General features: G+C 68.8%; 29 protein-coding genes. 18 read left to right on the top strand and 11 right to left on the bottom strand.

What is annotated here, in order from left to right; all coding sequences use genetic code 11:
* From OG246_RS05150 to OG246_RS05130, 5 genes are all read right to left on the bottom strand, one after another.
* A complete protein-coding gene (locus OG246_RS05150; RefSeq protein ID WP_266456480.1) occupies positions 1-1,344 on the bottom strand; it encodes a putative T7SS-secreted protein in 1,344 nt (447 codons plus the stop codon).
* 44 nt (positions 1,345-1,388) lie between these two features.
* A complete protein-coding gene (locus OG246_RS05145) occupies positions 1,389-1,679 on the bottom strand; it encodes a hypothetical protein (RefSeq protein WP_266456477.1) in 291 nt (96 codons plus the stop codon).
* Positions 1,680-1,699: 20 nt separating this feature from the next.
* Positions 1,700-2,755, bottom strand: a complete 1,056-nt coding sequence (locus OG246_RS05140) for a hypothetical protein (protein WP_266456474.1) — start codon at positions 2,753-2,755, stop codon at positions 1,700-1,702.
* Entirely contained in the window at positions 2,746-3,399 is a 654-nt protein-coding gene (locus OG246_RS05135; protein ID WP_266456473.1) for a hypothetical protein, read from the bottom strand. The genes OG246_RS05140 and OG246_RS05135 overlap by 10 nt, the downstream gene beginning before the upstream one ends.
* 346 nt (positions 3,400-3,745) lie before the next feature.
* Positions 3,746-4,372 (bottom strand): hypothetical protein, encoded by a 627-nt coding sequence (locus OG246_RS05130; protein WP_266456472.1) that lies wholly within the window; start codon positions 4,370-4,372, stop codon positions 3,746-3,748.
* A gap of 289 nt (positions 4,373-4,661) precedes the next feature.
* Here OG246_RS05130 and OG246_RS05125 point away from each other — a divergent pair, with 289 nt between their 5' ends.
* The 4 genes from OG246_RS05125 to OG246_RS05110 all read left to right on the top strand — a co-directional run bounded on the left by OG246_RS05125 (position 4,662) and on the right by OG246_RS05110 (position 6,184).
* Positions 4,662-4,889, top strand: coding sequence for a GntR family transcriptional regulator (locus OG246_RS05125; protein ID WP_266456470.1), 228 nt, complete (start codon positions 4,662-4,664; stop codon positions 4,887-4,889).
* Between the two features lie 66 nt (positions 4,890-4,955).
* Entirely contained in the window at positions 4,956-5,345 is a 390-nt protein-coding gene (locus tag OG246_RS05120; RefSeq protein ID WP_266456468.1) for a VOC family protein, read from the top strand.
* Positions 5,346-5,513: 168 nt separating this feature from the next.
* A complete protein-coding gene (locus OG246_RS05115; protein WP_266456465.1) occupies positions 5,514-5,795 on the top strand; it encodes an Arc family DNA-binding protein in 282 nt (93 codons plus the stop codon).
* On the top strand, positions 5,792-6,184 hold the full coding sequence (locus OG246_RS05110) for a hypothetical protein (protein WP_266456462.1): 393 nt from the start codon (positions 5,792-5,794) through the stop codon (positions 6,182-6,184). The genes OG246_RS05115 and OG246_RS05110 overlap by 4 nt, the downstream gene beginning before the upstream one ends.
* A 126-nt stretch (positions 6,185-6,310) precedes the next feature.
* Here OG246_RS05110 and OG246_RS05105 read toward each other — a convergent pair whose 3' ends face one another.
* Entirely contained in the window at positions 6,311-6,805 is a 495-nt protein-coding gene (locus OG246_RS05105; RefSeq protein WP_266456459.1) for a MarR family winged helix-turn-helix transcriptional regulator, read from the bottom strand.
* Between the two features lie 77 nt (positions 6,806-6,882).
* Between OG246_RS05105 and OG246_RS05100 the strand changes: the two genes are divergently transcribed.
* Positions 6,883-8,190, top strand: coding sequence for a multidrug effflux MFS transporter (locus OG246_RS05100; RefSeq protein ID WP_266456456.1), 1,308 nt, complete (start codon positions 6,883-6,885; stop codon positions 8,188-8,190).
* Between the two features lie 64 nt (positions 8,191-8,254).
* Here OG246_RS05100 and OG246_RS05095 read toward each other — a convergent pair whose 3' ends face one another.
* Together OG246_RS05095 and OG246_RS05090 are read right to left on the bottom strand one after the other, a co-directional pair.
* Positions 8,255-8,563 (bottom strand): helix-turn-helix domain-containing protein, encoded by a 309-nt coding sequence (locus OG246_RS05095; RefSeq protein ID WP_266456453.1) that lies wholly within the window; start codon positions 8,561-8,563, stop codon positions 8,255-8,257.
* Entirely contained in the window at positions 8,563-8,934 is a 372-nt protein-coding gene (locus tag OG246_RS05090) for a type II toxin-antitoxin system RelE/ParE family toxin (protein ID WP_266456450.1), read from the bottom strand. The genes OG246_RS05095 and OG246_RS05090 overlap by 1 nt, the downstream gene beginning before the upstream one ends.
* Before the next feature lie 249 nt (positions 8,935-9,183).
* Here OG246_RS05090 and OG246_RS05085 point away from each other — a divergent pair, with 249 nt between their 5' ends.
* The 11 genes from OG246_RS05085 (at position 9,184) to OG246_RS05035 (ending at position 18,670) form a co-directional block, all read left to right on the top strand.
* Positions 9,184-9,831, top strand: coding sequence for a hypothetical protein (locus tag OG246_RS05085; RefSeq protein WP_266456447.1), 648 nt, complete (start codon positions 9,184-9,186; stop codon positions 9,829-9,831).
* Positions 9,832-9,956: 125 nt separating this feature from the next.
* Complete coding sequence (locus OG246_RS05080; RefSeq protein ID WP_266456444.1) at positions 9,957-11,633, top strand: RecQ family ATP-dependent DNA helicase; 1,677 nt, start codon at positions 9,957-9,959, stop codon at positions 11,631-11,633.
* A 457-nt stretch (positions 11,634-12,090) separates the two neighbouring features.
* Positions 12,091-12,801, top strand: a complete 711-nt coding sequence (locus OG246_RS05075) for a hypothetical protein (protein WP_266456441.1) — start codon at positions 12,091-12,093, stop codon at positions 12,799-12,801.
* A 20-nt stretch (positions 12,802-12,821) separates the two neighbouring features.
* On the top strand, positions 12,822-13,685 hold the full coding sequence (locus OG246_RS05070) for a hypothetical protein (RefSeq protein ID WP_266456438.1): 864 nt from the start codon (positions 12,822-12,824) through the stop codon (positions 13,683-13,685).
* Positions 13,682-14,995: a CpaF family protein gene (locus tag OG246_RS05065; RefSeq protein ID WP_266456436.1), complete on the top strand. Its 1,314-nt coding sequence runs from the start codon at positions 13,682-13,684 to the stop codon at positions 14,993-14,995. Before OG246_RS05070 ends, OG246_RS05065 begins: the two co-directional genes overlap by 4 nt.
* Positions 14,996-14,997: 2 nt before the next feature.
* Complete coding sequence (locus OG246_RS05060; protein ID WP_266463871.1) at positions 14,998-16,041, top strand: type II secretion system F family protein; 1,044 nt, start codon at positions 14,998-15,000, stop codon at positions 16,039-16,041.
* The gene (locus OG246_RS05055; RefSeq protein WP_266456435.1) at positions 16,038-16,967 is read left to right on the top strand and encodes a type II secretion system F family protein; all 930 of its coding nucleotides are present in this window, start codon (positions 16,038-16,040) and stop codon (positions 16,965-16,967) included. Before OG246_RS05060 ends, OG246_RS05055 begins: the two co-directional genes overlap by 4 nt.
* A gap of 49 nt (positions 16,968-17,016) precedes the next feature.
* On the top strand, positions 17,017-17,268 hold the full coding sequence (locus tag OG246_RS05050) for a hypothetical protein (protein ID WP_266456433.1): 252 nt from the start codon (positions 17,017-17,019) through the stop codon (positions 17,266-17,268).
* A gap of 120 nt (positions 17,269-17,388) precedes the next feature.
* The gene (locus OG246_RS05045; RefSeq protein ID WP_266456431.1) at positions 17,389-17,772 is read left to right on the top strand and encodes a TadE family protein; all 384 of its coding nucleotides are present in this window, start codon (positions 17,389-17,391) and stop codon (positions 17,770-17,772) included.
* Positions 17,769-18,206 (top strand): TadE/TadG family type IV pilus assembly protein, encoded by a 438-nt coding sequence (locus OG246_RS05040; protein WP_266456429.1) that lies wholly within the window; start codon positions 17,769-17,771, stop codon positions 18,204-18,206. Before OG246_RS05045 ends, OG246_RS05040 begins: the two co-directional genes overlap by 4 nt.
* The gene (locus OG246_RS05035; RefSeq protein WP_266456426.1) at positions 18,203-18,670 is read left to right on the top strand and encodes a Tad domain-containing protein; all 468 of its coding nucleotides are present in this window, start codon (positions 18,203-18,205) and stop codon (positions 18,668-18,670) included. The genes OG246_RS05040 and OG246_RS05035 overlap by 4 nt, the downstream gene beginning before the upstream one ends.
* A gap of 42 nt (positions 18,671-18,712) precedes the next feature.
* Here the strand turns inward: OG246_RS05035 and OG246_RS05030 are convergent, their stop codons facing one another.
* From OG246_RS05030 to OG246_RS05020, 3 genes are all read right to left on the bottom strand, one after another.
* Complete coding sequence (locus OG246_RS05030) at positions 18,713-19,039, bottom strand: hypothetical protein (protein ID WP_266456423.1); 327 nt, start codon at positions 19,037-19,039, stop codon at positions 18,713-18,715.
* Positions 19,040-19,122: 83 nt separating this feature from the next.
* Complete coding sequence (locus tag OG246_RS05025) at positions 19,123-20,187, bottom strand: hypothetical protein (RefSeq protein WP_266456420.1); 1,065 nt, start codon at positions 20,185-20,187, stop codon at positions 19,123-19,125.
* Positions 20,188-20,189: 2 nt separating this feature from the next.
* Positions 20,190-20,831, bottom strand: coding sequence for a hypothetical protein (locus tag OG246_RS05020; RefSeq protein WP_266456418.1), 642 nt, complete (start codon positions 20,829-20,831; stop codon positions 20,190-20,192).
* A 324-nt stretch (positions 20,832-21,155) separates the two neighbouring features.
* Between OG246_RS05020 and OG246_RS05015 the strand changes: the two genes are divergently transcribed.
* Together OG246_RS05015 and OG246_RS05010 are read left to right on the top strand one after the other, a co-directional pair.
* Positions 21,156-24,140 carry a BTAD domain-containing putative transcriptional regulator gene (locus OG246_RS05015; RefSeq protein ID WP_266456415.1) on the top strand — a complete coding sequence of 995 codons (2,985 nt, stop codon included), beginning with the start codon at positions 21,156-21,158 and terminating at the stop codon, positions 24,138-24,140.
* Complete coding sequence (locus OG246_RS05010; RefSeq protein WP_266456412.1) at positions 24,137-24,919, top strand: A24 family peptidase; 783 nt, start codon at positions 24,137-24,139, stop codon at positions 24,917-24,919. The genes OG246_RS05015 and OG246_RS05010 overlap by 4 nt, the downstream gene beginning before the upstream one ends.
* Positions 24,920-24,987 lie beyond the last annotated feature (68 nt).

Below are 24,987 nucleotides of genomic sequence, written 5' to 3'. Positions count from 1 at the left end.
TCACCATTGCGATCCTACGGGCGCGGTCATACCGTCCTTCATCCTGCCGTACTCGCCGTCCGTAACGGGATCCGCGCTCTTGTCAGCCGCGTCGAGTCCAGTAGCCACCCCCCACGATCCTTGAACCGTGTTCTTGTGGCGCTCGGCTTGACGGGCGTTGTCGGCGAGTGTGGTGCTGTCGGGGTACTCGTCCCGCCATTTCTTGATGTCCTTCATCTGGCGGCCGAGGGCCTTGTCGCCGAGCGCACTGGCGCTTTCCTGCGCGGTGATCTGAGGCATCTCGGCATCGCGCACCTCGTCCGACGCCCTTGTGCCGGCCTTGCGGTTCTGGTCCTCCGCACGCAGGCGACGGCCTCGGGCGGCTTCACGATTCTTGCTCGATGTGCCGCCGCGCCTGCGCTCGCTGCGGGCCGCCGTCTTCCTCAATCCGGCATTGGCCTCTGACGCTTGCGACTTGGCTTTGTCCTTTGCCAGTCCGGCCGCGGTCTTGCGAGAACTGTCCTGGAGAGTTTTTACAGCTTTGGCCGCTTTGATTCCGTTCCGCGCCATTTTGAGTGCGCCGATGTCCATGATGACGTCGAACCATGAGCCGTTCCCGGTGAGCGCCTGCCCGAGATGAATAAGGGCCACCGCGATCGTAAGCGCGAGGGCCAGGGGGCCCAGGAAAGGGAAGAACATGGCGGCAATGCCCACGATCGTCGCGGCCCAGCTCATCCAATTGGCCATGCTGCTGAGCCAGTCGGCGTCGGCGACCCATCCTTTGAGATCGTTCCACCAACTGTCCTTCATGTCGTCGTCGATGGAGGACCGGATCTTGCCTGCGAAGTGACCGGCTCGCTCGTCGTAGTCGCCGGCTGCCGTGTTGAGCCGCTTGCGCGCGTCCTCCAAGTCCTCCTTGGCGCGCTTGAGTGCGGGATCCTCACCTGCCGAGCCGCCGTCCTGGCTCTCGTTGTCCTTCTTGCCGGAGCCCGACTTGTCATCGGCCTTCGCTTCGTGGGAGTCGATCACGCGTTGGGCGTCCTGAGCGTCCCCGACGGCTTTGTCGGCCTTCTTCTGGAACTCTTCGAGTTCGTCGGCCCAACCGGACAGATGACCCTTGACCTCGCGGTAGCGGTCCTCCGCCTCGTCAAGTTTGCGGCCCAGACCGCGGGCATTCTCAGCCAGCTCGTCGGCGTACTTGCCCTTGAGGTTGTCGGCGTCAGCCATCGCGGTGAGAGCCGCCGCCTGGGTACGCAGGTATTCCGCGATCTTCTTCATGTGTTTCACTTCGCTGCGGATTCCCCCGGGGTCACCCGGTACGGGATCGCTCTCGCGCAGTGGATGCCAGTCCTTCGGCCTTGCCATCTCTCCCCTTGAGCGCAGCCGTTCAGGCGGAGTGCAGGACGCTTCTACTTCTTACGTCCGGCCTTCGCCAGATCGTCATCAAGTTTCTTGAACGCGTCCCGCGTGCCTTCCACCATCTTCCCGACACTTTCCAACGACTCAAGTAGACGCTTACGGTTGTCGTCCCAGTTGTCGATGAAGTCAGTCATTGCTGACTTGATCTCAGACGCTCCCACGACAGACTTGATGTCGTCCTTCCAGTCGTCGAGATTCTTGAACTCTCTCTGGATTTCGCCGAGTTGTTTCGCTGATTTCTCGAGCAATTCGAAGTCGACGATCAGGTCTGATTTGGACATGCCCTTCGTCCTTGCCCCGGTCAGCGGTTGATGGACTGGATTTCCTGGACGGTGACGTTCTGCTCGTTGCCGAAGGTGCCGTCGGGCAGGGCCGTGGGGTTCGGGTTGCCGGTGCCCACCCAGGTGATCTCCCAGGTGATGGTCGCCTGGAGTTTGTACGTCCCGTCGCCTGAGGACCGGAGGTACTTGATGCCGCATGGTGGTGTCCGGTTGGCCTTGCCCTCGGCGTAGGGCTCGCCGATCGAACCGTCGTTGTTGAACGTGCACTCTCCGGAGGAGGGGTAGGTCTCGGCGTCTACCGTTCCCGGCTCCAGCTTGAGGGACACGGGCTTGGCGGTAGTGGTGGCCTGGATGTTCACCCCGCCGACATTCAGCGACGCGGTGACCGAGACTTCCTTGAACTCGGCCTGGTCGAGCCAGGCCCAGGTCGGGAGGTTCACCTTGGTGACGGTCTCCGGGGCGAGAGTGACCTCGGTGTCGGGCACCTTGATCCGGTTGTACGCGAGTTGGGCGAGAATCTCAGGGGTTACCGCGTTTTCCACGTCCGGGGTCTCGCCGTTCTCCACCCAGAACGTGGCGGTGTCGCATTCGAAAGCGGCTGGATCGCCCGCCTCTTCGCGATCCTTGTCCCTGACCGCGTCCCACCACATTCCCTTGCCCGTCTCGGACTCGTTGAAGTCCGTGTACGGCTCGCCGTTCTTGTAGTGGTCCTGGGCGAGGTTGTACGCCTCTCCCACGCCGCTGGCGTGCGGGATGTCCCACTCTTTTTGGAATTCCGTGGCGAACTCCGCGGGCGTCCACTTGGGCTCGTACCAACAAGCGGGAGGGGTCCAGTCGCTTGCGGGAGTGACGGTTCCAGTGCTTTTTCCTGAGCCATTCTTCGACTCGTCGAACTGGATGACGCTGGCGTAGATGCTTTGCTTTGCAGTGCCACCGGAAGGGTCTGCTGGAACTTCCCCGACGGAGCCCCCGTCGCCACCTCCTCGCCCTCCTCCGGCGAATGCGGGCGGAACCACAGCTACCAGCACGGCTGTTGAGACTGCGACTGCCGCGATGCGCCGACGCACTACTGGCACTGGGAAGCCCCCCGCTTCGAGATGAGGTCAGTCGTCTGCCAGATGCCCTTCGCGTCCTTCTGGAGACGGGTGTTGTAGAAGACCATGTAGTCGGCCGGGTCCGAGACCGCACCCGACGTTTTGCCGGTCTTGAGGTTCTTGTTGAACGACTTCGACTCATCGGAGCAGTACGTCAGGGTCGCGACGTTGTTCTTCAGCGATGTGATCTCGCGGCTGAAGTAGCGAACCTTGCCGGTCCAGGTGATTCCGTCGTCGTAGAAGCCCTGGACCCAGACAGCTGCGTCCCTCGCGGCGTCATCCGCCAAGTACGTGCCGAACGAGGGCTTCTGAAGGCTGCGGGTGTAGACGGCCTCGTCCATGGCGGAGACGGCCTGGGTGTTGTCGTAGAGGATGGCGTCCTTCACCGGATCGCCGGTTTTCCCGCCTTCGAAGACGTTCTCCATGTCCTCGGCGAGCGTGACCTTCGGGCGTCCCGCTGTTTCCGACGCACTCGCGCTCGGCGAAGCCGACGTCGTCTCGCCGGTGTCCGCCCCCGCGATCTTGTCGCTGTCCTTCGAGCTGTCGTCCCCGCTGCCGCATGCGGTCAGCAGCATGGCTGCGGTCGCGGCGAACGCGGCAGCAACGGGCAAAGAGCGGCGCTTCACAGTGGACTCCCCGTGTGACGGATGTTCAGTCAAGAGCAATGACGGTATCCGTGTGGAGATCGGTTTCGCCACAGCGAACTTCCCTGCATGACTGGGCAGATAGGGAGAAATATGGACAGCTCGGCTGGGTCTGTAGCTCGATCGTGTCGAGGTGCACAGCGGCGCGCACGCCATGGGTCCGCTTGGGGCCGTCGTCGAGAAGGCGTTGGCTGTCGGGGCTTATGCGTTGCTTGAGCGATGAGGTCGGTGCGCAGTGGCGGGTGCCGTGGAGTGACTGCTCAGCCGGGGCTCTCGAAGGGGCCCGCCTTGGGGAGCCCGCTGACCGAGGGGCGCGAGGCCGTGCGGTTCAGAGCGCCGCGCCCTCCGCGGAGCTGACGGTCGCGCCGTCCCGTGTGCCTCCGCGCCGCCGGCCGAAAGCCACGTACAGGCAGATCAGCAGCGCGGCCACGGCGATCGTGGACGCGAAGCCGACCGCCCACAGCCAGGGGTAGTTTCTGAAGACCCAACTGGGAGAGGCCGAGGTACCGCGGCCCCACTTGCCGGTGTCCTGGGCGCTGAAGATCAGCGCCACGAGCTGCAGCATCGTCGCTCCGCACCCGACGGTCAGAAACATGCAGCCGAACGTGCGCGCCTTGTGTGCCCTCCAGGACTTCCTGTCCATCCGGGCCAGTGACAAGCCGAAAAGCGCCACAACGCCCGGCACCAGCGCCCCCAGGAGCACCGCGAAACCGTATGCCCCGCCCGGCCACGCGTCGGCTGCCCACTGCCAGGTGCCGTCGCCCCAGAACATGTCCGCCAGGACGAGGAAGGTGAAGGCTGCCGCGAGGGAGAGGAACACGAAGCAACCGAACAGCTTGTCCCCCTTGCCCGAGCGCTCGCCCTCACGCGCGAGACGTTTCCCGGACCGCGTCTCGTACCGCAAAGACGCAGCTGCCGCCTTCCCCCGGCGCGGCCTGGCCGATGACACTCTCATGTCGCTGTTCCCGCCCCGTGTGTTGCTGTCGCAGTGCGCGGAGAGTGTGCCACGGCTGTCGCCAGCCGGCCAGAAGCCGGTCACGACCGAGGCCTACGAGGGGTGAAGTCGTGCCGTCAAGTGGGCTGGCGTGGCGGGGGAGTTGGGGAGCGGCTGGGGCCAGGTGAGGTGAGGTGAGGTGTGGTGCTCGGTGTCGGCCGCTCGGGCGTGGTGTTGAGGCGGTTGTCTACTCATATGGGGGGTGAGAGGTCTCTATGACTTCCTGCTGGGTGCTACGTACAGTTCGCCTGTGTTCGAATTTGATCCGACAAGGCCGAAGTGGCAGCAGATCGCCGAGGTGGTTCGGCAGCGAATCGCCAGCGGTGAGTACCCAGTTCGAGGCTTGATCTCCGAAGTGAAGCTGGAGCAGGAATTCGGAGTGGCCCGCGAGACGGTTCGTAAGGCCACCGCGGCCCTGCGGGCGGAGGGCCTGATCACCACCACCCGGGGCATGGGCTCCTTCGTCGCGGACCGGTGACCGGTGACCGGTGATCGGAGGCCAGGCGGCATACTCTGAGCCCCGTCCGCACCCTCTGGGAGAGTCGTGACAAGTAGGTTCACCGAGTTGGTCGTTGACTGCCACGATCCGGAGAGGCTCGCGGCCTTCTGGTGCGAGGTCCTGGACTTCAAGGTGATCGACCGGAGCGAGGGCAAGGTCGAGATCGGCTCGTGGGTGCCGACCGTCGAGGATGTTCGGGCCCGTCAGATGCCGCCCACCCTGATGTTCATCCAGGTGCCCGAGGGTAAGACCGTGAAGAACCGGCTTCACCTCGACGTGAGCCCGATCGACGGCAGCACCGAGGACGAGGTGACCAGATTGCTCGGCCTCGGCGCCACCAAGACGGATGTGGGCCAGGGCTCGGACCGGAACTGGGTGGTCATGGCAGACCCCGAGGGCAACGAGTTCGACGTCGTGCGCACCCTGGCACCGTAGGACTAGACCGCGAGCGGGCATCCGTACCCCGTCACGGGATTCCTCCGACGCGGGGGACGGCACCACGATCTGGGCCGACGGACAGCGCGGTGCGCTGGGCCCGGACGCTGGCGTGATTGTCTGCACGGTTCTGCAGCGCCCGGCGTATACGCCACGTATACTCGCCGCATGTCCGACGTCATGATCCGCGTCCCCGCCGAAGTCCGTGACCAGCTCGCCGCCGTGGCTGAAGCGCGTGGCACCAGCCTGCGGGCTCTCATGCAGGAGATAGCGGCTCAGACGCTCACGCCGGATCAGATCAGGGAACGGGCCGATCGCACGCGTTCCCTTCTCTCCGAGCGGTTCGGGCACTACGTGACGGACGAGGAGTCCGCCGAGATGCGCCGCAAGATGCGTGAGGCCACCGCCGCGCATCGTGCCGCCCTCGCCGAGACGGAGTCGTCCCGTTGAGGGAGACCGAGCACTACGTCCTGGATGCTCCGACTCTCCTCGCCCTGGGAGGCAATAAGCAGGTCTCCGGTCTCGTTCATGCGGCAGCGGCCAGCGGGAATGTGCGCCTGTGGGTGCCGGTCCTGTGTCTGCTGGAGGCGGAGCGGGAGCGTGCGGGGATTGTTGGTCATGTCGGTGTGCTGGTGGACGTGATGCACCTGATCGACGATGACTACGCGATGGCTGTGACCATCGCTGAACTGTGCCGTGACGGCGTCTCCTTCGGTGTCGGCGCAGCTGTGCACGCCGCGCGGCCGAATCAGATGCTTCCCGAGGGAGCGCTCGTCGCCACCGTTGCGCCCGAGGCTTACGAGGGTCTCGGAGTCGGGGTCATGGACCTGAACCGCTGAGGAGTCGACCCGGGGGGGCGGGGCAGGGAGAGGAAGCCGGGAGCGGCGAGGTCGGGTCTTCGAGCCGGCCGATGGCCCAGCTCGCGCCGCCCGATTGACTCCGCCCACGGACCCCGGAGCAGCGACTCACCCCCGCCCCAAATGCCCCTCCATCACCCCGGCCAACCGCTCCAACGCCCCCATGACCCACGTCCGGTCCTCCCCAAGTCCCGCCAACAGCTCCACCTCCGCGGCGAGTTGGCGCGGGAACAGTCCGTCCACGGCCTCCGCGCCCGCCGGTGTGATGGTGACCAGGGCCGTGCGCCGATCGGCGGGGTTGGGGGTCCGTTGGATGAAGCCGCGCTTTTCCAGTTTGGCGAGGGTTTTGCTGACGCCTGCGCGGGAGAGGCCCATTGTCTGGGCGAGGCGGCGGGCGATGGCTGGTTCGGTCGCGTGGCGGAGCGGGATGAGCATGTCGACTTCCGGTGGGGTGAGCGGGGCACCGTCGTAGAGGGGCTCGATGGCGCGGTCGAGCATCGCGGTGACGCGCTTGAGCAGGACGATGAGTTCCATCGGGGACGTGTCGAGGCCCGGGTTGTGTGCGGCCCACTGGGCGCGGACGTCGGTGGTCGAGAGTGACATGCGGATCGCCCTTTGTTGGCCAGTTGTTTTACCGGTGAAATTGGTTAACCGGTGAACCATCGGTTACCTTTATGTCCATGGTAGCCCCGTCCCCCGGTCAGAACGCTGTGCCCCGCGACGCCGATCCCCAGGCCCACAGCGGCACTCACCCCCACGCCGAGCCGTCGAAACGCGCAGCCGCGCTCCTCGTGGCGGTCCTCGCGGCGCTCACTGCCGTCGCTCCCCTCGCCACCGACATGTACGTCCCCGGCTTCCCCTCGATGGGCGACTCGCTGCACGCGAGCAGTTCGGCCGTGCAGCTGACGATGACCGCGTTCCTGGCCGGGCTCGTGGTCGGACAGCTGCTCATCGGCCCGATCAGCGACGGCCTCGGACGCCGCAGGCTTCTCATATCGGGCACCGCGGGCTTCGCCGTCTTCTCCCTCGCCTGCGCCCTCGCCCCGAACGTCACCGTCCTGACCGGCACCCGCTTCCTGCAGGGTGTCGCGGGAGCGGCGGGCATGGTCCTGGCGCGAGCGGTGCTCACGGACCGCTTCCACGGCGCGGACATCCCCCGCTACTTCGCGCTGCTCTCGCAGATCCTCGGCGTGGCGCCCATCGCCGGACCGGTACTCGGCGGCGCGATCCTCTCCGTATCCACCTGGCGCGCGGTGTTCGTCGCGCTCACCGTCATGGGCGGCGCGATGCTGCTCGCCGTACTGCGGAAGGTGCCGGAGACACTGCCGCCCGAGCGTCGGCAGGCCGGCGGCCTCGCGAGCACCTTCCGTGCGATGGGGGAACTGTTCGGCCGCCGGACCTTCCTGGGGTACGTCCTTGTCCTGGCCCTCTGCTCGGCGGCGATGTTCGCGTACATCAGCGGATCGAGCTTCGTCTTCGAGAACCTGCACGGGGTCTCGTCGACGACCTACTCGCTGATCTTCGCCTCCAACGCCGTCGGCATGCTCATCGCCGGCGCCCTCTTCGCCAAGCTGGCGGCGCGCGGCGTACGCCTGAACACCCTCCTCACGGCGGGCGTCTGCACGGCCGCGCTCGGAACACTTGCCCAGGTCGTCCTGGTCACCACCGCCGGCGAGACCCTCGCGGGCACCTGGGCGACGCTGTTCGTGACCATGACGGGCATCGGCATGGTCTTCCCGTCGACCATGAGCCTCGGCCAGACCCTGGGCCGCACCGCCCCGGGCGCCGCCTCCGCACTCCTCGGCGGCTGCCAGTTCCTGTTCGGCGCGCTCGCCTCCCCGCTCGTCGGTCTGTTCGGCGAGGACAGCTCGCTGCCGATGGCGCTCATCATGCTGATCACCGTTGCGGGGGCGGGAGTCGCACTGGTGGGGCTTGCTCGGCCTTGGGAGGGGCAGGGGGAAGTAGACGGGGCGGCGGGCGGGCACTAGGAGCGGTGAGGACGGGGTGGGGGCCGGAGGGTTCGCTCGTACCAGGTCGTCGCGAGTGGGGGTCTCAGGCCGCGTGGCCCTCGAAACGGAACTCGGGGGTCGTACGCGGGTCGATCCGTGCACCCGATTCAAGGGCGGCGGCAAGTCGCTCGATCAACTCAAGAGTCGGATCGACACCGCTCTCCTCGATGGACTCGATGTCCTCCTCGGACATATCGGCCCGGCGAGCCAGCTCGGCCGTGCTCCAGCCCAGGGCGGAGCGGCGGTCGTAGACCGCCTGGGCGAAGTCCATCCGCCGTCCCGCGGCGCGGTACTCCGGGTCTTCGCGGTGCTCGGGCGGGACCTTCCAGCTGGTGTGGTATCCGCTGCTCATCAGGCCTCCTCGCCTCTACTGTAGACGTCGTGCTCACTGGCCGGAGGGTGCTCGGACTCGCACCGCTTCCGAGCCCGATGTGCCTTCATGACCTCGTCGGTCTCGCGCATCCTCGTCTTGCGGAACACGGTGAGCAGAACCGCTCTCCTTCCTGGAGCCAGCCAGTACGTCACCCGGATTGCACCGATACGCAACTCCCGAAGACCGTCGCCCAGATGACTGGCCAGGGGAAAAGGCAGCGTCGGGCCCTCGGCCGCGAGTCGATCGGCAAAGCGTTCGACGGCACGGTGGTCGGGCAACGCGAGAGTTTCCAGCCAGGCGCGCACCTCCGGCTCGACTTCGATCGTGTAAGGGGCTGGTGGCTCCGGCATTCGCTGTTCCGCTCGCCTCGGGTGTCGTGGATCTTCACCCAAGGGGCATGAAGCGTCGGCCGGGCCCATTTCCGTCGCAGTTCACCGGATCGAGGCGACGGTCCTCTTCGGCGCCTCCGTCGGCGCCGTGGCGAGGGCGCCCGCGCCTCGGCCCGGCACCGCCACCTCGTAGGCTGACCCGAGTCGAACAGGCGAGCAGGTGTACGCAGGGGTCCACGCGCACGCCGGGGTAGAGGAACGGGGAACACCATGGCCCGCTACATGGAGACGCTCACCATCGAGCGCGGTGGCTTTCGGATCAAGGTGCCGGAGTCGTGGTGGGAGTTCGACGTGCGGCCCGAGTCGCGTGACGACTCCATCCGGCGGATGGTGAACGAACGGGTGGAGCAGCATCCGGAGTTGGCCAAGTACCGCGACACGTATGCCGCGTTCCTCCAGAAGGCGGCGGCCGACGCCTGGAAGTCCGGTGCCCTGTACTGCGGTTGCATGGCGGAGGCCTTCGGCGGTGACACCCCGATCACCGGCTCGGTCACCGTCTCGATCGTCGGCGGCCGTTCAAAGACAGGCGAGCCCCTCTCCACCGACCCCCAGACGATGGCCGGCCAGCTCTCCGTGCGCGAGGCCAAGAAGGAGGGCGACGCCTGGCGCAAGGTCACCACCGTCGACATCCCCGGCGTGGGTCCCGCCGCGCGGACGTACGGCATCGAGGACATCGTCGTACCCGACGACGCACTCAACCGCACCATCCGCGCGGTACTCATGCAAACCTTCATCCCCGTGCCGGGCCAGGAGGGCAAGGTCGCCCTCGTCGCCGGGAGCAGCCAGGTCCTGGATCTCGCGGACTCCTTCTTCGACATCTTCGACGCGATCACGTCGACGTTCCGGTTCGCGGAGTAGCCGGAGTAGCCCCGGCGGGCTTCTGGCCGGGCGACGGCGGACTGCTTCCGGCCGGGGCGGGCACTAGACCCACCACCGCCCGTCCGGTTCCGTCCCGGCCGCGCACAACTGCTCCGGGAGTCCCTTTGCCGATCAGCCTGTTCGTCGCCCGCCGTCTCCGCAGAGCCGCGCGGGAGGTCTTCGGATGGGACTCGTTGCGTCCCGGCCAGCTCACCGCGATGAAAGCGGTCATGGGCCGCCGGGACGCCATGGTGGTGATGCCTACCGGTTCGGGCAAATCGGCGGTGTACCAGGTGCCGGGCATGCTGCTCGCCGGGCCGACGCTCGTCGTGTCACCGCTGATCGCTCTCCAGCGGGACCAGATCGCCGGCCTGCTGCGGAACAGCGGCCGGACCGCCGCCGCCGTCGCGGTCAACTCGTCCATGTCCAAGGCTCAGAACGAGCAGGCATGGGAAAGCGTGAGTGACGGAACGGCCCGGTTCCTGTTCCTGGCCCCGGAGCAACTGGCCAAGCAGGACGTGGTCGAGCGGCTGTCCACGCTGCGACCGTCTCTCTTCGTCGTGGACGAGGCGCAGTGCGTGTCCTCCTGGGGCCACGACTTCCGCCCGGACTACCTGAGGCTCCGGCAGGCGGCGGAGAGCATCGGGCGTCCTCCGATCCTCGCCCTCACCGCCAGCGCCGCGGCGCCGGTGCGCGCCGACATCGTCGAGCAGCTCGGCATGCGCAAGGTCCGCGAAGTGGTGGCCGGGTTCGACCGGCCCAACATCCGTTTGGAGGTCACCCGTTTCCAGGACGACTCGGCGAAGCGGCGAGCTGTGGTGGAGCGGGCGGCGGCCGAGCCCAAGCCGGGCATCGTGTACGTCGCCACCCGCAAGGACGCCGATGCGTACGCCGCCGAGCTGGGTGAACTCGGCCTGAGCGCGGCCGCCTACCACGCGGGCAGCCGGTCGGCCGACCGCAGCGCGGTCCATGACCGCTTTCTCGGCGGGGAGTTGGACGTCGTGGTGGCCACGTCGGCGTTCGGCATGGGCATCGACAAGCCCGACGTACGGTTCGTGCTGCACGCCTCGGTGCCGGGGTCGCTCGACGCCTACTACCAGGAGATAGGCCGGGCGGGCCGGGACGGCGCGGCCTCCAGGGCGATCCTGCACTACCGCACGGAGGATCTGGGCCTCCAGAAGTTCTTCTCCACCGGCCGTCCGGACGCGGACACGATCGCGGACGTCGCCCGCCGGGTGCGGGACCACGCGACCGCGGTGACACCGACGGGACTCCAGCAGGAGACCGGCCTGTCCGCCGGCAGGCTGACCGCCGTCCTCAACCTCCTGGAGAGCGCCGGAGCCGTCACCACGGAGCGCGGAAAGGTGGCCACGGTGGCTGGGGCCGATACCGACGAAGTCACCGCACGGGCGGTGGAGTTGGGCGTCGCCCACGAGAGCATGGAACGCTCCCGGGTCGACATGATGCGCGGCCTGGCCGAGACCACCGGCTGCCGACGGCGGTTCCTGCTCGGCTACTTCGGCGAGCGGCTGCACGGCCCCTGCGACAACTGCGACAGGTGCGAGCAGCGGCCCACGGGCGCCGGCGGCGTCCCGGGCCTGCACCATCCCCGGACCGCCTCACCCACCCGCCGCGACCACCCGTTTCCGCCGGGCACCAGGGTCCACCACCCCCAGTGGGGTGACGGCGAGGTCCTCAGCGGAGAGGAGAGCCGGATCACCGTTCTGTTCGCCTCGGTGGGCTACCGGACTCTGTCGCTGCCGGTGATCCTGGAGAAGAACCTGCTCACGGCCGTTTCCTGAGGCGAACTCGTCGGCTGCCGGGGACCGTCCCGCGCACGAGATGGGTCCCCGGGGCCGGTTCCTCACTCCCATGGCTGAAAGATCACCCCGCCCCGCCGACCCGCCCGTGAGCACCTCGTGCAGGCCTCGTGCACACCCCGTAACGATCCCCCCGCGGCAGCACGGCAGCGAATTCGCTGCCGCACAGCATCCCCGCCTCCCGGATCCCCGTGCTCAACAAGGCGTGTCCTGCCGCTCATTGCAGCTGTATAACGCCGAGCCCCCTGAGGTCCGCGAGCTGTAACGCGCCTTGAGGGGCCTATGTGCGGCTGATACGGTGCCATGGCTTGACACTCGCTTCAGCGCTGGCTATTTGGCCAGGTCGGGCGGTACGTCCGGCAAGGGCGGACCGGGGTGGAGTGTCCCAGTTGGCGCGGAAATTGGTAGAAATCACCTTGGGTGTACGGGGAGCGGTTGCGTGAAGATCCAAGAGCGTACGGGGGCGGGCAACCACCGTTCCGCGGCGCCGGTTCAGCCGGCGATGGGCGAGCGCCTTCCCGCGCCGCCTCGCGAGCGCAAACCCGCGCTGGCCGCTCTCGCGGTGCTCCTGATCCTGGTGGGCGCGCTGGGCGCGACGATGCTGGTGCTGCGTGCCGGGGACCGTATCGAGGTCATCAAGGTGACGCAGCAGATCGAGGCCGGGGAGTCCGTCAACAGCAGCAACACGACCTCGGTCATGGTCGCGGCAGACACCGGTATCAACTATGTCGAGTGGTCCCAGCTGAACGCCCTCAAGAAGCTCAAGGCCAAGTCCACGATCTACAAGGACACGGTCGTCATGGGCCAGATGTTCGCCGTGGGCGAGTCCATCCCCGCAGGCAAGGCCTCCGTAGGCGTCGCCCTCAAGGAAGGCACCTACCCCGACGGCATCAAGGCGGGTGACACCGTGGCCGTCTACCGCGTCGGCAGCGACAGCGGCACCACCGACAGCTCGTCGAGCACGACAGGCGCCGGAAACACGCTGATCGTCGACAGGGCTGAGATCAGCAAGGTCAAGTACGAGTCGGACAGCACCATCAGCAGCACCAACCTCCCGGTAACCCTCACCGTGGACAGCGCAGACGCCGCCGCCGTCACTCAGGCCTCTGCAGCCGGCGAAGTCGCCCTCGTTCTCATCCCCGGCAACTAAAGGCGAGTGAGTTAAGAGACATGGCGCTCATCGCCCTCGCCGCCGACAAGGGTTCCCCCGGAGTCACCACTGCCGCGGTAGCCCTGTCGGCCGTCTGGCCCCGCCGGGTCCTGCTCGCCGAGACGGACCCCGCCGGCGGCGACCTCGTGTACCGCAGCGCCGCCGCGCACGGTGGGCCGCTCAACCCCAACACCGGCATGCTGTCGATAGCGGCGACGGCCCGCCGCGGCCTCGTGCCGGATCAACTCTGGGACCACGTGCAGCCGTTGAGCGGTGGGCTCGAAGTCCTCGTCGGGCTCGGTGTCGCCGAGCAGGCCGCTGGGCTCGCGGGGTTGTGGCCGACCCTGGGCCGCGCCTTCGCGCAGCTCGCGGACTCCCCGCACGCGCCCGCCGATGTCATCGCCGACTGCGGCCGGATCAGCGGGGACACCCCCGCCGTCGAACTCTTCCCGCACGCCGCCCTCGTACTGCTGCTGTCGCGGACGGAGCCGGAGGCGATCGCGCGTGTCCGGGACCGGGCCGCGGCCCTCTCCGCCAAGCTGCACGGCGGCCAGCGCGGCGCCGCCACCCTCGCCAACCCCCTCATCGGCGTCATCCTGATCGCCGATCCGAGCGACTCCGCCAAGCTCGTCCACCAGGTCAACGACATGCTCGTAGCGGCGCAGACCGGTGCACGGGTCGTCGGCACGCTGGCCGAAGACCCCTCCGGGGCCGACCAGTTGGCCGGGCGCAAGCGCGGGCGGCTCGACAAGTCGCTGCTCATCCGTTCCGCCCGCAAGGTCACCGCGGACCTGTACCAGCAGTACGGCGCCGCCTGGGCCGTACCCGCGCACGGCCAGGTTCCCGGACCGCACGGACAGCCCGCCGCCGGAGCCGGCCGATGACCGCCGTCGACCACCAGCTGGTCAAGCGGTTCCGGCAGGACGCCGGTGACCGTATCTCCGAACAGCGCCGCGAGGACCAGGTCCGCGGCGTCACGCCGATGTCCAACGAGGACGAACGGCACTACGCGCGTGCCGTCATCGCTCAGATACTCGAGGACTACGCCCGTACCGAGATCAACCTCGGCCGCACCCCTCTCGACGCCGAGACCGAGGAGCAGTACGCGGCCGCCGTGCACGCCGCGCTCTTCGGCGTCGGCCGCCTGCAGCCGCTGCTCGACAACCCCGAGGTCGAGAACATCGACATCAACGGGTTCGACCAGGTCTTCGTCGGCTACGCGGACGGCAGCGAGGTCAAGGGCGACCCCGTCGCCGAGAGCGACGACGAGCTGGTCGAGCTCATCCAGATCCTCGGTGCGTACTCCGGTCTCTCCTCCCGGCCCTTCGACTCCGCCAACCCCCAGCTCGACCTGCGGCTTCCGGACGGTTCGCGACTGTCCGCCGTCATGGACGTGACGCGTAGGCCCGCGCTGTCCATCCGTCGCGCGCGCATGGGCAAGGTGTTCGTGTCCGACCTGGTCGGCAACGGGACGATCTCGCCCGAGGTCGCGCACTTCCTCGCGTGCGCGGTCCGCGCGCGCAAGAACATCATGATCGCGGGCGCCACGAACTCCGGTAAGACGACCCTCCTGCGCGCTCTCGCCAACGAGATCCCGCCGCACGAGCGCCTCATCACCGTCGAACGCGCCCTGGAACTCGGGCTCGACACCTTCGCCGAGCTCCACCCCAATGTGGTGGCCTTCGAAGAGCGGCTGCCCAACTCCGAGGGCCAAGGCACCATCTCCATGGCCGAGTTGGTGCGGCGGTCGCTGCGTATGAACCCCTCACGCGTCATCGTCGGTGAGGTCCTCGGCGACGAGATCGTGACGATGCTCAACGCGATGTCGCAGGGCAACGACGGTTCGCTGTCCACGATCCACGCGAACAGCTCCAGCGAGGTCTTCAACCGCATCTCCACGTACGCCCTCCAGGCCAAGGAAGGGCTGCCGATCGAGGCCAGCCAGATGCTCATCGCGGGCGCGGTGAACTTCGTCGTCTTCATCCAGCGCCGCAACGACTACGAGACCGGCGGCCGCCTCCAGCGCATGGTGACCTCCGTCCGCGAGGTCAACGGCGTCGACGGACGCGTGCTGTCCAGCGAGGTGTTCGCCGAGGCCCCGGACGGCCGGATCGTCCCGCACGCGCCCATAGCGTGCCTCGACGACCTCATCGCGCAGGGCTATCGGCTTCCGGGCAGCGGGAGTTGGGGATGACCATGACCCAGGACACCACCACACTTGCCGCGCTCGACTCGCTCGGTTCCATGGGCGGGCTGTTCTCCACGACCGTCCTGTACGCGCTCGTGTCCGGGATCGCCGTCGGCGGCGGCCTCGCGCTGTTCGCCGTGGCCGTACGCGGACTTCCCGTCAAGCCCGAGCACGAGAAGCAGAAGGCGAGCGAACGGGCCGGCGAGCTGATCCGGTTCGCCGGACAGCGCGGTTCGATCGCCGCCATCGTCGGCCTTGTCGTCCTCCTCCTCACCCGCTGGGCCGTCGCCGGAATCGCGGCCGCCGTCCTCGTCTTCTTCTGGGACAAGCTCTTCGGCGGTGCCGGGGAGGAGAAGGCCGCCATGCGCCGCGTGGAGGCCCTCGCGTCCTGGACCGAGTCACTGCGCGACACGATCGCGGGCGCGGTCGGCCTGGAGCAGGCGATCCCGTCCGCGGCGCGCGCGGCGGCACCCGTACTGCGGCCGCACCTGGAAGCGATGGTCGACCGCCTTCGCTCCCGTACGCCGCTTCCCGAAGCCCTGCAGCACCTCGCCGACGAGATCAACGACGCGTCCGCCGACATCATCGTCGCCGCGCTCATCCTCAACGCGAAGCTGCGCGGACCGGGTCTGCGCCAAGTCCTTGGCGCGCTGGCCAAGTCGGCGCGCGAAGAGGTCGACATGCGGCAGCGGGTGATGGCGCAGCGCGCGTCGACCCGTCGTTCGGTGCAGATCGTCGTAGCCGTGTCGATCGCCTTCGTACTCGGTCTCTCCATCTTCAACCGTGACTTCGTCGAGCCGTACGGCACGGCGGTCGGGCAGGTCGTACTCGCCTGCGTCTGCGGCCTGTTCGCGCTCGGCTTCTGGTGGCTGCGCAAGCTGTCGACGATCGAGACGCCGGACCGGTTCCTGGTGCGCGACGAGGCGTCGGTGCAGTTCGTACGTCCTCGTACGCCTGCCCAGACCGCCGGACAGACTCCCGGTCAGACCGCCGGGCAGTCCCCGGCCCAGTCCGCTGCTCAGTCCCTTCCGGACGAGGGGGTACGGCGATGAACCTGACCATGCCGATCGTGATCGGTGCCGTCCTGGGCCTGGGCATCTTCGCCCTCGTACGCGCCCTCATGCCGTCCAAGCGCAGCGCGGTCGCCCAGGTCGCGCGCATCGACGCGATGCGGGCGCGGGGAGCGGCGTACGAGTCCGCACACCACGGCGGCAGCAAGGACGACGCCGGGCGGCTCGGCAGCCTGCGGGCCCAAGTGGGCGCCCGGGTGTCCGAGTTCTACATGCAGCAGGGCTGGGAACAGCGCTCTCTCCGCGCCGACCTGGCTGTCCTGGAACGGAGTTGGGAGAACTTCCTCGCCACGAAGGTGCTGCTCGCCGCCGGGGGCGTCTTCTTCGGCCCGCTCATCTTCGCCGTCGTCTGGACGATCGGGTTCAGCCGCAGCCCGATCATCCCGGTCTGGCTGGCCCTGCTCTTCGCCGCCGTCTTCTTCTTCCTCCCGGATCTGGAAGTACGGCGGGACGCGGCCGACAAGCGGCGTGACCTGCGGCGCGTGATCGGCGCTTATCTGGACCTGGTGTCGATGAGCCTGGCCGGCGGCCGGGGTCTCCCCGAGGCGCTGATGGCCGCCGCCGAGATCTCCGACGGCTGGGCGACGCGCCGCATCCGCAGCGCACTGGCCGACGCCCGGATCACCGGCATCAGCCAGTGGCAGGCCCTCGGTTCGCTCGGCGAGGAGCTGGGCGTCGAGGAACTGAAGGATCTGTCCGCCTCGCTTGCGCTGGTCGCGGACGACGGCGCGAAGGTGCGTGACTCGCTGGCCTCACGCGCCGAGACGATGCGGCACCGCGAACTCTCCGACATCGAGGGCAGCGCGGGCGAGAAGTCGCAGTCGATGCTCGTGGCGCAACTGCTGCTGTGCGCCGGGTTCCTGGTCTTCCTGATCTTCCCGGCCGCGATGCGCGTGTTCCAGGTCTGACGTCCATTCCCGCATTCCCTACCGCTTGAACTCGAGAGGACAACTCACCATGAACGGACGGAACTTCAGCACCGGGATCCCGGGGGTGGACTTCCTGATCACCTTCCTCCAGGGCCGGGTGCAGCGTGCCCGCTCCGGCGAACTCGACCGTGGTGCGTCCGCGGTGGAATGGGTCATCATCTCGGCGGTCGTCGTCGCGATCGTCGGCGTGGTCGCCGCGATCATCAACGCCGCGCTGAGCGAGGGCGCCAACAAGGTCGGCGACTGCATCAAGGGCGCGGACGCGGGCAGCACCTGCTGACGTCCGACCGCTGACCTTATTTCTTCTACAACTACGGGGTTACTGGTGCGCGTACGTCGCTGGGTCCACCGTCGGGTGGAGGCCGCCAGAGGTGCCGCCTCCACCCGCGGTGACTCCGGCATGACCGCGATCGAGTTCGTGCTGCTCACGCCGGTGCTGTTCTTCATGATCTTCGCGACGGTGCAGTTCGCGCTGTACTTCTTCGCGGATCACGTGGCCCAGGCGGCGGCCCAGGCGGGCGCCCGCAAGGCCCGCGCCACGGCCGACGAGCAGCCCGGCGCATGGCGCGGCGAGGCCCGCGACGTCGTCGACAGTTACATCCAGCAGCTCGGCCCGCAGCTCGTGCTGTCCCCGAACGTGACGATGCTCCAGCCGGAGCCGAACACGGTCGGGGTGGAGATCACGGCGAAGGTGCCCACGGTGTTCCCCGGGTTCGACCTGACGGTGCATGCGCAGTCCTCGGGGCCGGTGGAGAGGTTCGTACAGGAGGGGGAGAACCCGTGAGTTCGGCTCTCGTCGCCTTCGTACGCGCGCGGGTGGCCGCGGGGCGTGACCGGGGACTGTCCACGATCGAGGTGGTGATCCTCGCTCCGGTGATGATCCTCTTCATCCTCGTCCTGGTGGCCTTCGGTCAACTGGTGGACGGGCGCGGAGCGTTGGACGGCGCCGCCCGGGATGCCGCGCGCGCCGGTTCGATCCAGAAGGACCACGCCACGGCCATGGCCGAAGCGAGGAAGGCGGCCGAAGCGGATCTCGATGACGTCTGCTCGGGCCCGGTGACCGTGACCCAGACCAGCGCGGGCTTCGAGCCCGACACCATCTTCACCGTCGAGGTGAGCTGCGAGGTGCGAGGTCTGGCGATGCTCGGCCTCGACGTACCGACGACGCTGACAGCCACCTTCAGCTCGCCCCTCGACCCGTTCCGGAGGACGGCGTGACACTTCCTCCGGCTGTACGGAACTGGCTCGACGCCCGGCGAGAACTGCTGGACGACCAGGGCTCGGGCGCCGGCGCGGTCATCATCTTCGCGCTCGTCTTCCTCTCCCTCTCGGCCTTCGTCATCGACGGCGGCATGTCCATCTCCAAGCGCGAACGCGCCGCCGACATAGCCGAACAGGCCGCGCGCTACGCCGCCCAGGACATCGACAAGGAAGCCCTGTACGACAACGAGGGCGGCCCCGCACCCATCAACTTCGAGAACTGCGGCGCCCGCGTAAAGGCCTTCGCCCGCGAAATGGGCATGTCCGGCGCCGACATAGCGGCAACCCACTGCGTCGCCGCCAACGCCGACCAGGTCGAGGTCGAGGTCCGGCTCACCTACTCCCCGATCTTCACCGGGATGTTCTACGACGGCGACGTGGTCGTCCATGGACAGGCGGTCGCGGAGAACGAAGTGGGCTGAGGCGGCGCCCTGGGCTCCGAGCGCCTGGCTCCGGGCGGAGGCCTACTTGCCGGCCCCGCCGTCCTCCTGCTTCACGCCCTCCGACACGTCCTTGGCGAGCTGGTCGTCGAGCTTCTTGAACTCGCGGACGACGGCGTCGGACATGTCGGCGAGGGCGTCGAGGGCCTGGGTGATGTCCTCCCGGCCGTCCTCCCAGCCGGACTCGAAGTCGTCGAGGGCGTCGTAGACGGTGTTGTCGCCGAGGTCGTCCTTGTAGGACTCGAAGAGCTTCTTGGTGCGGTTCATGCGGGTCTTGATGGACCGCAGCCGCCCGCCGTACTCCTCCAGCTCGCTCAGTGGGAGCGCGAGGTCGCTCTTGCCGTTGCCCATGGCAGGTCCCCCCAAGTGTCGTCGTCAGTGCAGTGTCACAGGAATGTACGTGGCACACACACCGCCTGTGAACAGTCGCCCGGTCAGCGGTTGACCGACTGGATCTCCTGGACGTTCATGTCCTGGGTCGTCTCGAAGGTGCCGTCGGGGAGGTCGCCGCCGGTGCCGCCCGTTCCCTCCCAGGTGATCTGCCAGGTGATGGAGGCCTTCAGCTGGTACGGCTTTCCGTTGGTGGCGCGGAGGTAAGTGAGGCCGCAGGGTGGGGTCTTGCCGGCGTCGCCCGTCGTGTACGGGGTGCCGATGGAGCCGTCGGCGTTGATCTCGCAGTCGCCGGAGGCGGGGTAGGTGGTCGCGTCGGCCGTGCCCGGTTCCAGGTGGAGGGCGACCGGTTTGGCGGTCGTCTCCGCCCACAGGCCGGTGTTGGGGAGTTCCGCGCGGACCTCGACCTCCTGGAAGGTGCCCTGGTCCAGCCACACCCAAGTGGGCAGGTTCACCGTGGACTTGGTGGCCGGCTTCAGCTCGATCTCGGTGTCGGGGACCTCGACCTTGTCGTAGGCGTACTCGGCGAGGGTCTCGGCGGTGGGGGCGTGGGGGACCTTCGGGATCTGGCCCGCGTCCTGCCAGAACATGATGAGGCCGCAGTCCCAGGACCTGGGGTCGGTGTCGTCGGGGGCGACGCTCCGCCAGAAGTAGCCGTCCTTGCCGATGTTGTAGTTCTCGTAGCCCGGCGCGGACGTCACGTTCTCGTCCATGTTCGTTTCGGGCTTGCCGTGCTGGTAGTGGTCGGTCCACAGCCCCTTGCCGAACCACGACTGGTGGATGCCGACGTCTCCGTTGCCGTCCGACTCGTCGACGAACGTCCTGAGTCGCTCGGGGGTGAAGACGGGCTCGTACCAGCAGGCGGGGGGCTCCCAATTGGGGTCGACCGAGCCGAGGTTGCCCTTCTTGCCGCTGCCGCTGCCCTTCACGTAGGTGACCTTGATCCGGGAGTGGGTGGCGGAGGCGTACAGCGTCTTGTCGTCGGCGCCGCCGCCCGCCTCGCCCTCGTGCCCCGGGGTGCCGAGGGCGAGAGCCGGGGACGGAGTCAGAGCGATCGCGAGTGCCAGTGGGGCGAGAAGGTTTCCGAGGACCCTGCGGTTCGTTCCCATCGTCAGCAGCCTCCCGGCTCCGTCTCGACCGTCAGGGTCTTCCAGACGCCGTTCGCCTGCTTCCCGAGGCTCGTCCGGTACTGCACCTTCGGGGACTCGCCCGCGGGGGTTCCGGCGGTCTCGCCCGTCTTGAGGTCCTTGCTGAAGCCCTTGCTCTCGTCGACGCAGTAGAAGAGCGTGGCGCGTGACTTCGCGTCGCCCAGGTAGCTGATCTCGGGGTCGTAGGCCTTGACCTCGCCGATGATCGTCAGACCCTTGTAGCCCTTCACCCACGCGGAACCGGTGCTCAACGCCGATGTGTCGCTGTAGTACGCGAGATAGCTCGCCTCGGGATCGCCGTCGATGATCGCGGCATACGAGGCCCGGAGCCGCTCCTTGCCGTCGTCGAGGGCGGTCTGGAGCTCGGGGTCGCTGTTCGTCCAGCCCTCGAAGTCCGCCTGGAAACTGTCGGGGAGTTCGATGTCCGGGCGGTCCGCGTCCGACGCGGCCGAGGCGGAGACCGAGGCCGACGGGCTGCTCGACCCCGAGTCCGCCCCCTTGATGTCGTCCGAGGACGAGTCGTCGCTTCCGCCGCAAGCGGTGAGCAGCAGTGCCGCGCTCGCGGCGAACGCGACGGCGGCGGTGGTCAAGTTGCGGCGGGCCACGATCGTTTTCCCCCTGTGGTAAGGCGTATGTGCAGCAGAGAACGAAGCTATCAGCGGCAAGTAGAGGGCTTTGGGGTGGCAACGGGGGATTGTGTGGGGACTGTGAGAAGTGTGACGTGACGACTGCGAATGTTCGTGGGGCCCGGGCGTCGCGAGGGCGGCAGCGGGGTGGGCAACTCAGGCTTAGGGGGCGGAAGGTGAGGAACCGGGCGCAGTGGCGGCAGGTGCCCCCTGTCTGACCTTCGACACCCTCCTTAGACTCTCAGTAGGCTCAGCACACCCCCCTTCTCCCACCCCTCCACACACGACCCCAGGACACCCGACATGGCCCGACGCACCACCTCAAGCTCCACGGGAAGCCCGCCGGGTCCGAGGAATCGGACGCCGCAGCCCCTGCCCCGGCGTCGTCGGACGTTCGGGGACTTCCTGAAGGCGTTCGGGGCGTTTCTCGCTCTGGTCGTGCTGCTCGTCGGGGTACCCGGTGCGCTGGCGACGCAGATCGGGTGGCCGCTGCCGACCGGAGCGCCGTCGCTGGACTGGCTGCAGCAGGAGATCACCGTCGACACGTTCATCAACGTGCTGACCGTCCTCGTCTGGTTCGCCTGGGCCCAGTTCACCGCCTGTGTGCTCGTCGAGATAAAGGCCGCGCTGTCGGGCGTGGGGATGCCGAACCGGGTCCCGGGCGCCGGGCCCAGCCAGTTGCTGGCGCGGCAGCTCGTCGCCGCGCTGCTGCTCGTGGGCGCCACCGCGGCCAGCTTCACGCCGGGGCTCTCGCAGCTCGGGCACAGCATCGAGGGGAACCAGCGGGGGACCGTCGCCGCCGCGCAGCAGACGCCGGGCGGGCTGTTCGGCCAGCAGCAGGAGCAGGCCGCCTCGAACGCGGCCGCCGCCATCGCCGAGCAGGCCTCCAACGCCGCGTCGCACGCCGAAAGCGGGAGCGGGAGCACGGCCGAGGAAGGCGCCACCAAGTACTACCGGATTCAGCCGCCCGAGGGGCGACACCACGACTCGCTCTGGGAGGTCGCCGAGCGGCACCTCGGCGACGGGCGCCGGTACAAGGAGATCTACCAGCTCAACAAGGACCGTACGCAGCCCGACGGTTCGAAGCTGTCCGAAGCCAGCCTGATCCGGCCCGGCTGGATCCTCGAGATGCCCGCCGACGCCCGCGGCGGCGACCTCGTCGAGATGCCCGACGAGGCGCCCAAGGCCTCGGAGCAGGTGCAGCGGCAGATCCACGAGTACGCCAAGACCGGCGACCAGCAGCAGGGCAGTGGCGGTCAGCAGGGCGCGGGCGCCGGCGACCGGGACACCGCGCACATCAGCGTGCCCCAGCAGCGGCCCGACAGCGACGGGAGCGGCGCGAGCGATCAGCAGGCGCAGGCGCCGCATGCCTCGGGGGCCTCTTCCGAGGAGAGCGGTTTCTCCTTCGGGCTGCCCGAAGCCCTCGTCGGCGCGCCCTTGTTGGCCGCGGGACTGCTCGGCGCTCTCGGGCGCCGGCGCCGTCAGGCGCTGTGGCAGTCGGCGCTCGGTGCCGTCGGCGGGCGGCGCGGTATGGAGCCGCCGATCCCGACCGGGACCGCCGCGGACGCGCAGGACGCGCTGCTCGTGGGGGCCGACCCCGAGGGCGTACGACTGCTCGACCTGTCGCTGCGCGGGCTCGCGGCAGCACTCGCCGCCGAGTCGCGGCCGCTGCCGACCGTCTACGCGGCCTGGCTCAGCGGCAACGGCGATCTGCACCTCCAGCTCGCCCAGCCGGCCGGAAAGCCGCCCGCGCCGTGGCAGCTCGGCCAGGACCAGACGTTCTGGATGCTCGCGCGGACCGACGCGGAGAGTTACGAGGATGTCGACACCGCCGCTCCCTACCCGGGCCTCGTCAGCCTCGGCACCATGGACGACTCCCGGCTGCTGCTCAACCTCGAGTCCGTCCCGGGCATCGTGTCCCTGAGCGGCAGTGAGCGCGACCGCGCCGGTGTCTTCGCCTCCGTCGCCGCCGAGTTGGCCACCAACGGCTGGTCCGACCGCATGACGATCACGCTCGTCGGATTCGGGCAGGACCTCACGCCGCTCGCGCCCAACCGGCTGCGCCACCTCGACGACATCGAGGCGCTGGTGGAGACCATGGAGGCGGAGACCCGGCAGCGGCGCGGTGCGCTGGGCGCCGCCGGGCAGGACTCCGTCCTCACCGGGCGTACGGGCCCGGCCCAGCACACCCGTTGGGCCCCTCACCTGGTGCTGCTCGCGGCCGAGCCGCAGGGCGAGGACGCGGTCAAGCTCGCCGAACTCGCCGCCGACGCCAGCCGGTTGGGCATCGGATACCTCGTCGGCACCGAGAGCGGTGACCTGCCCGGCGCCGCCTGGGAGATGGAGATCACCGGCGAGGGCAAGCTGCTCGCTCCGCTGCTCGGGCTCGAACTCGACGCGCAGACACTGCCGTTGGCCTTGCAGCAGGCGGTCGTCGAGCTGTTCGTCGAGGCGGACCCCGAGCGGGCGAGCACCAACACCGCGACGCCGCCGTTCCTCGTCGACATCAGCGAGCAGGGCCGGCCGGCCGTGTACGCGCGGCTCGTGGGCCCGTACGAGATCATCGGTCTCGAGACGCCCGACGGTGAGCGCAGCCCGCTGATGCACGAGGCGTTGGCGCTGCTGCTGCTGCACCGCGAGGGTGTGCACCCGCGGGTGCTGTCCTCCGCGCTGTGGCCGCGCGGGGTCACCGACGACGTACGCGACGCGCTCGTCGAGCGGCTGCGGGCCTGGCTGGGCGGCGACCCGGACGGCACGCCGCGGCTCGGCACCGACGCGAGCGGGCGGCTCACGCTCGCCAAGTCGGTCGTCTCCGATCTGGATGTGCTGCGGTCGCTGTACCACGAGGCGACCCAGGGGCAGGGCGTCAACAGCCGTGCGGTGCGCGGGCGGCTGCTCACGGACGCGCTCGTGCTGGTACGCGGTCCGCTGCTCGCCGACCGCCCGCAGGGCCGGTACGGCTGGCTCACCCACGAGATCATCGACGCCCAACTCCCGCTGCTCGTCGCGGACATCGGGCTCGCGCTCTCCGCGTTCCACCTGGAGAAAGGGCGCGCGGAGAAGGCCATCGAGGCCCTCAACGCCTCCCTCAACTCCGCCCCCGCCGACGAGCGGCTCTGGAACGAGCTGCTGCGCGCGACGCACGCGACCGGCGACACCGACCGCCTGCAGCGCCTCGCCGCCGACCTCGTCTCCCGCAGCGGCGCGCGCGGGGTGCCGCCTCGTACCGAGGCGCTCCTCGACGAGCTGCTGCCGGCCTGGCGCAGCGGCGTGGCAGCGGTGGGATGAGCGACCTGCTGCTGACCGCCGTCGCCGCCCTGTGGGGCGCGGCGGCGGGCCTGCTGGTACCCCAGGCCGCGTACCGCTTCGCAGTCGACCCGGACGAGACATGGCGGGACAGCTGCCCCACCGGGCACCCGATCACGGGCACCGCGAGAGGCTGGCTCGGCCTCGCGAGGTGCGGCGACTGTACGGCGGGGGTGGCGCCCGGCAGCACCGGGGCAGCCTCCGCGAGCGGGCCCTCGTACGGCCCCAGCACCCCCCTCGTCTCCCTGGCCACCGCCCTCCTCTGCGCGACCCTCGCCCTCGCCACCGGCACCCGGCCCGAACTCGGTGTCTGGCTGCTGCTCGCGCCGCTCGCGGTGTTGCTGGCGGTGGTGGACTTCAAGGTGCAGCGGCTGCCGGACGTGCTGACCCTGTCGCTCGCGGCGGCGGCCCTGGTGCTGCTGGGGGTGGCCGCGGCCGTTCCCGAGCACGCGGGGGACTGGCTGACGGCGCTGTTCGGGGCGCTCGCGCTCGGGGGCGGGTACTTCGTGCTGTTCCTCATCAACCCGAACGGGATGGGGTTCGGGGACGTGAAGCTCGCGCTCGGGCTCGGGGCGGTGCTCGGCTGGTACGGGTGGAGCGTGGTGTTCCTGGGGACCTTCGCCGGGTTCCTGCTCGGGGCGCTGTACGGGGCCGGACTTGTCGTGGTCCGGCGCGCCGGGCGGAAGTCGTCGATCCCGTTCGGGCCGTTTCTGATCGCGGGGGCGTACGCCGGGCTGCTGGTCGGGGCGTACGCGGCCTGACGTCGGGCCTGTCACATGGCTGGCGTAGGCTGGCCGGGTCTGTCCACACCCTGATGAAAGGGACACTC

This window comes from Streptomyces sp. NBC_00620 (assembly GCF_026341825.1).
GTDB lineage: Bacteria > Actinomycetota > Actinomycetes > Streptomycetales > Streptomycetaceae > Streptomyces.
The sequence above is the reverse complement of the archived record's forward strand: the minus strand, read 5'-3'. Positions and strand labels throughout refer to the sequence as shown.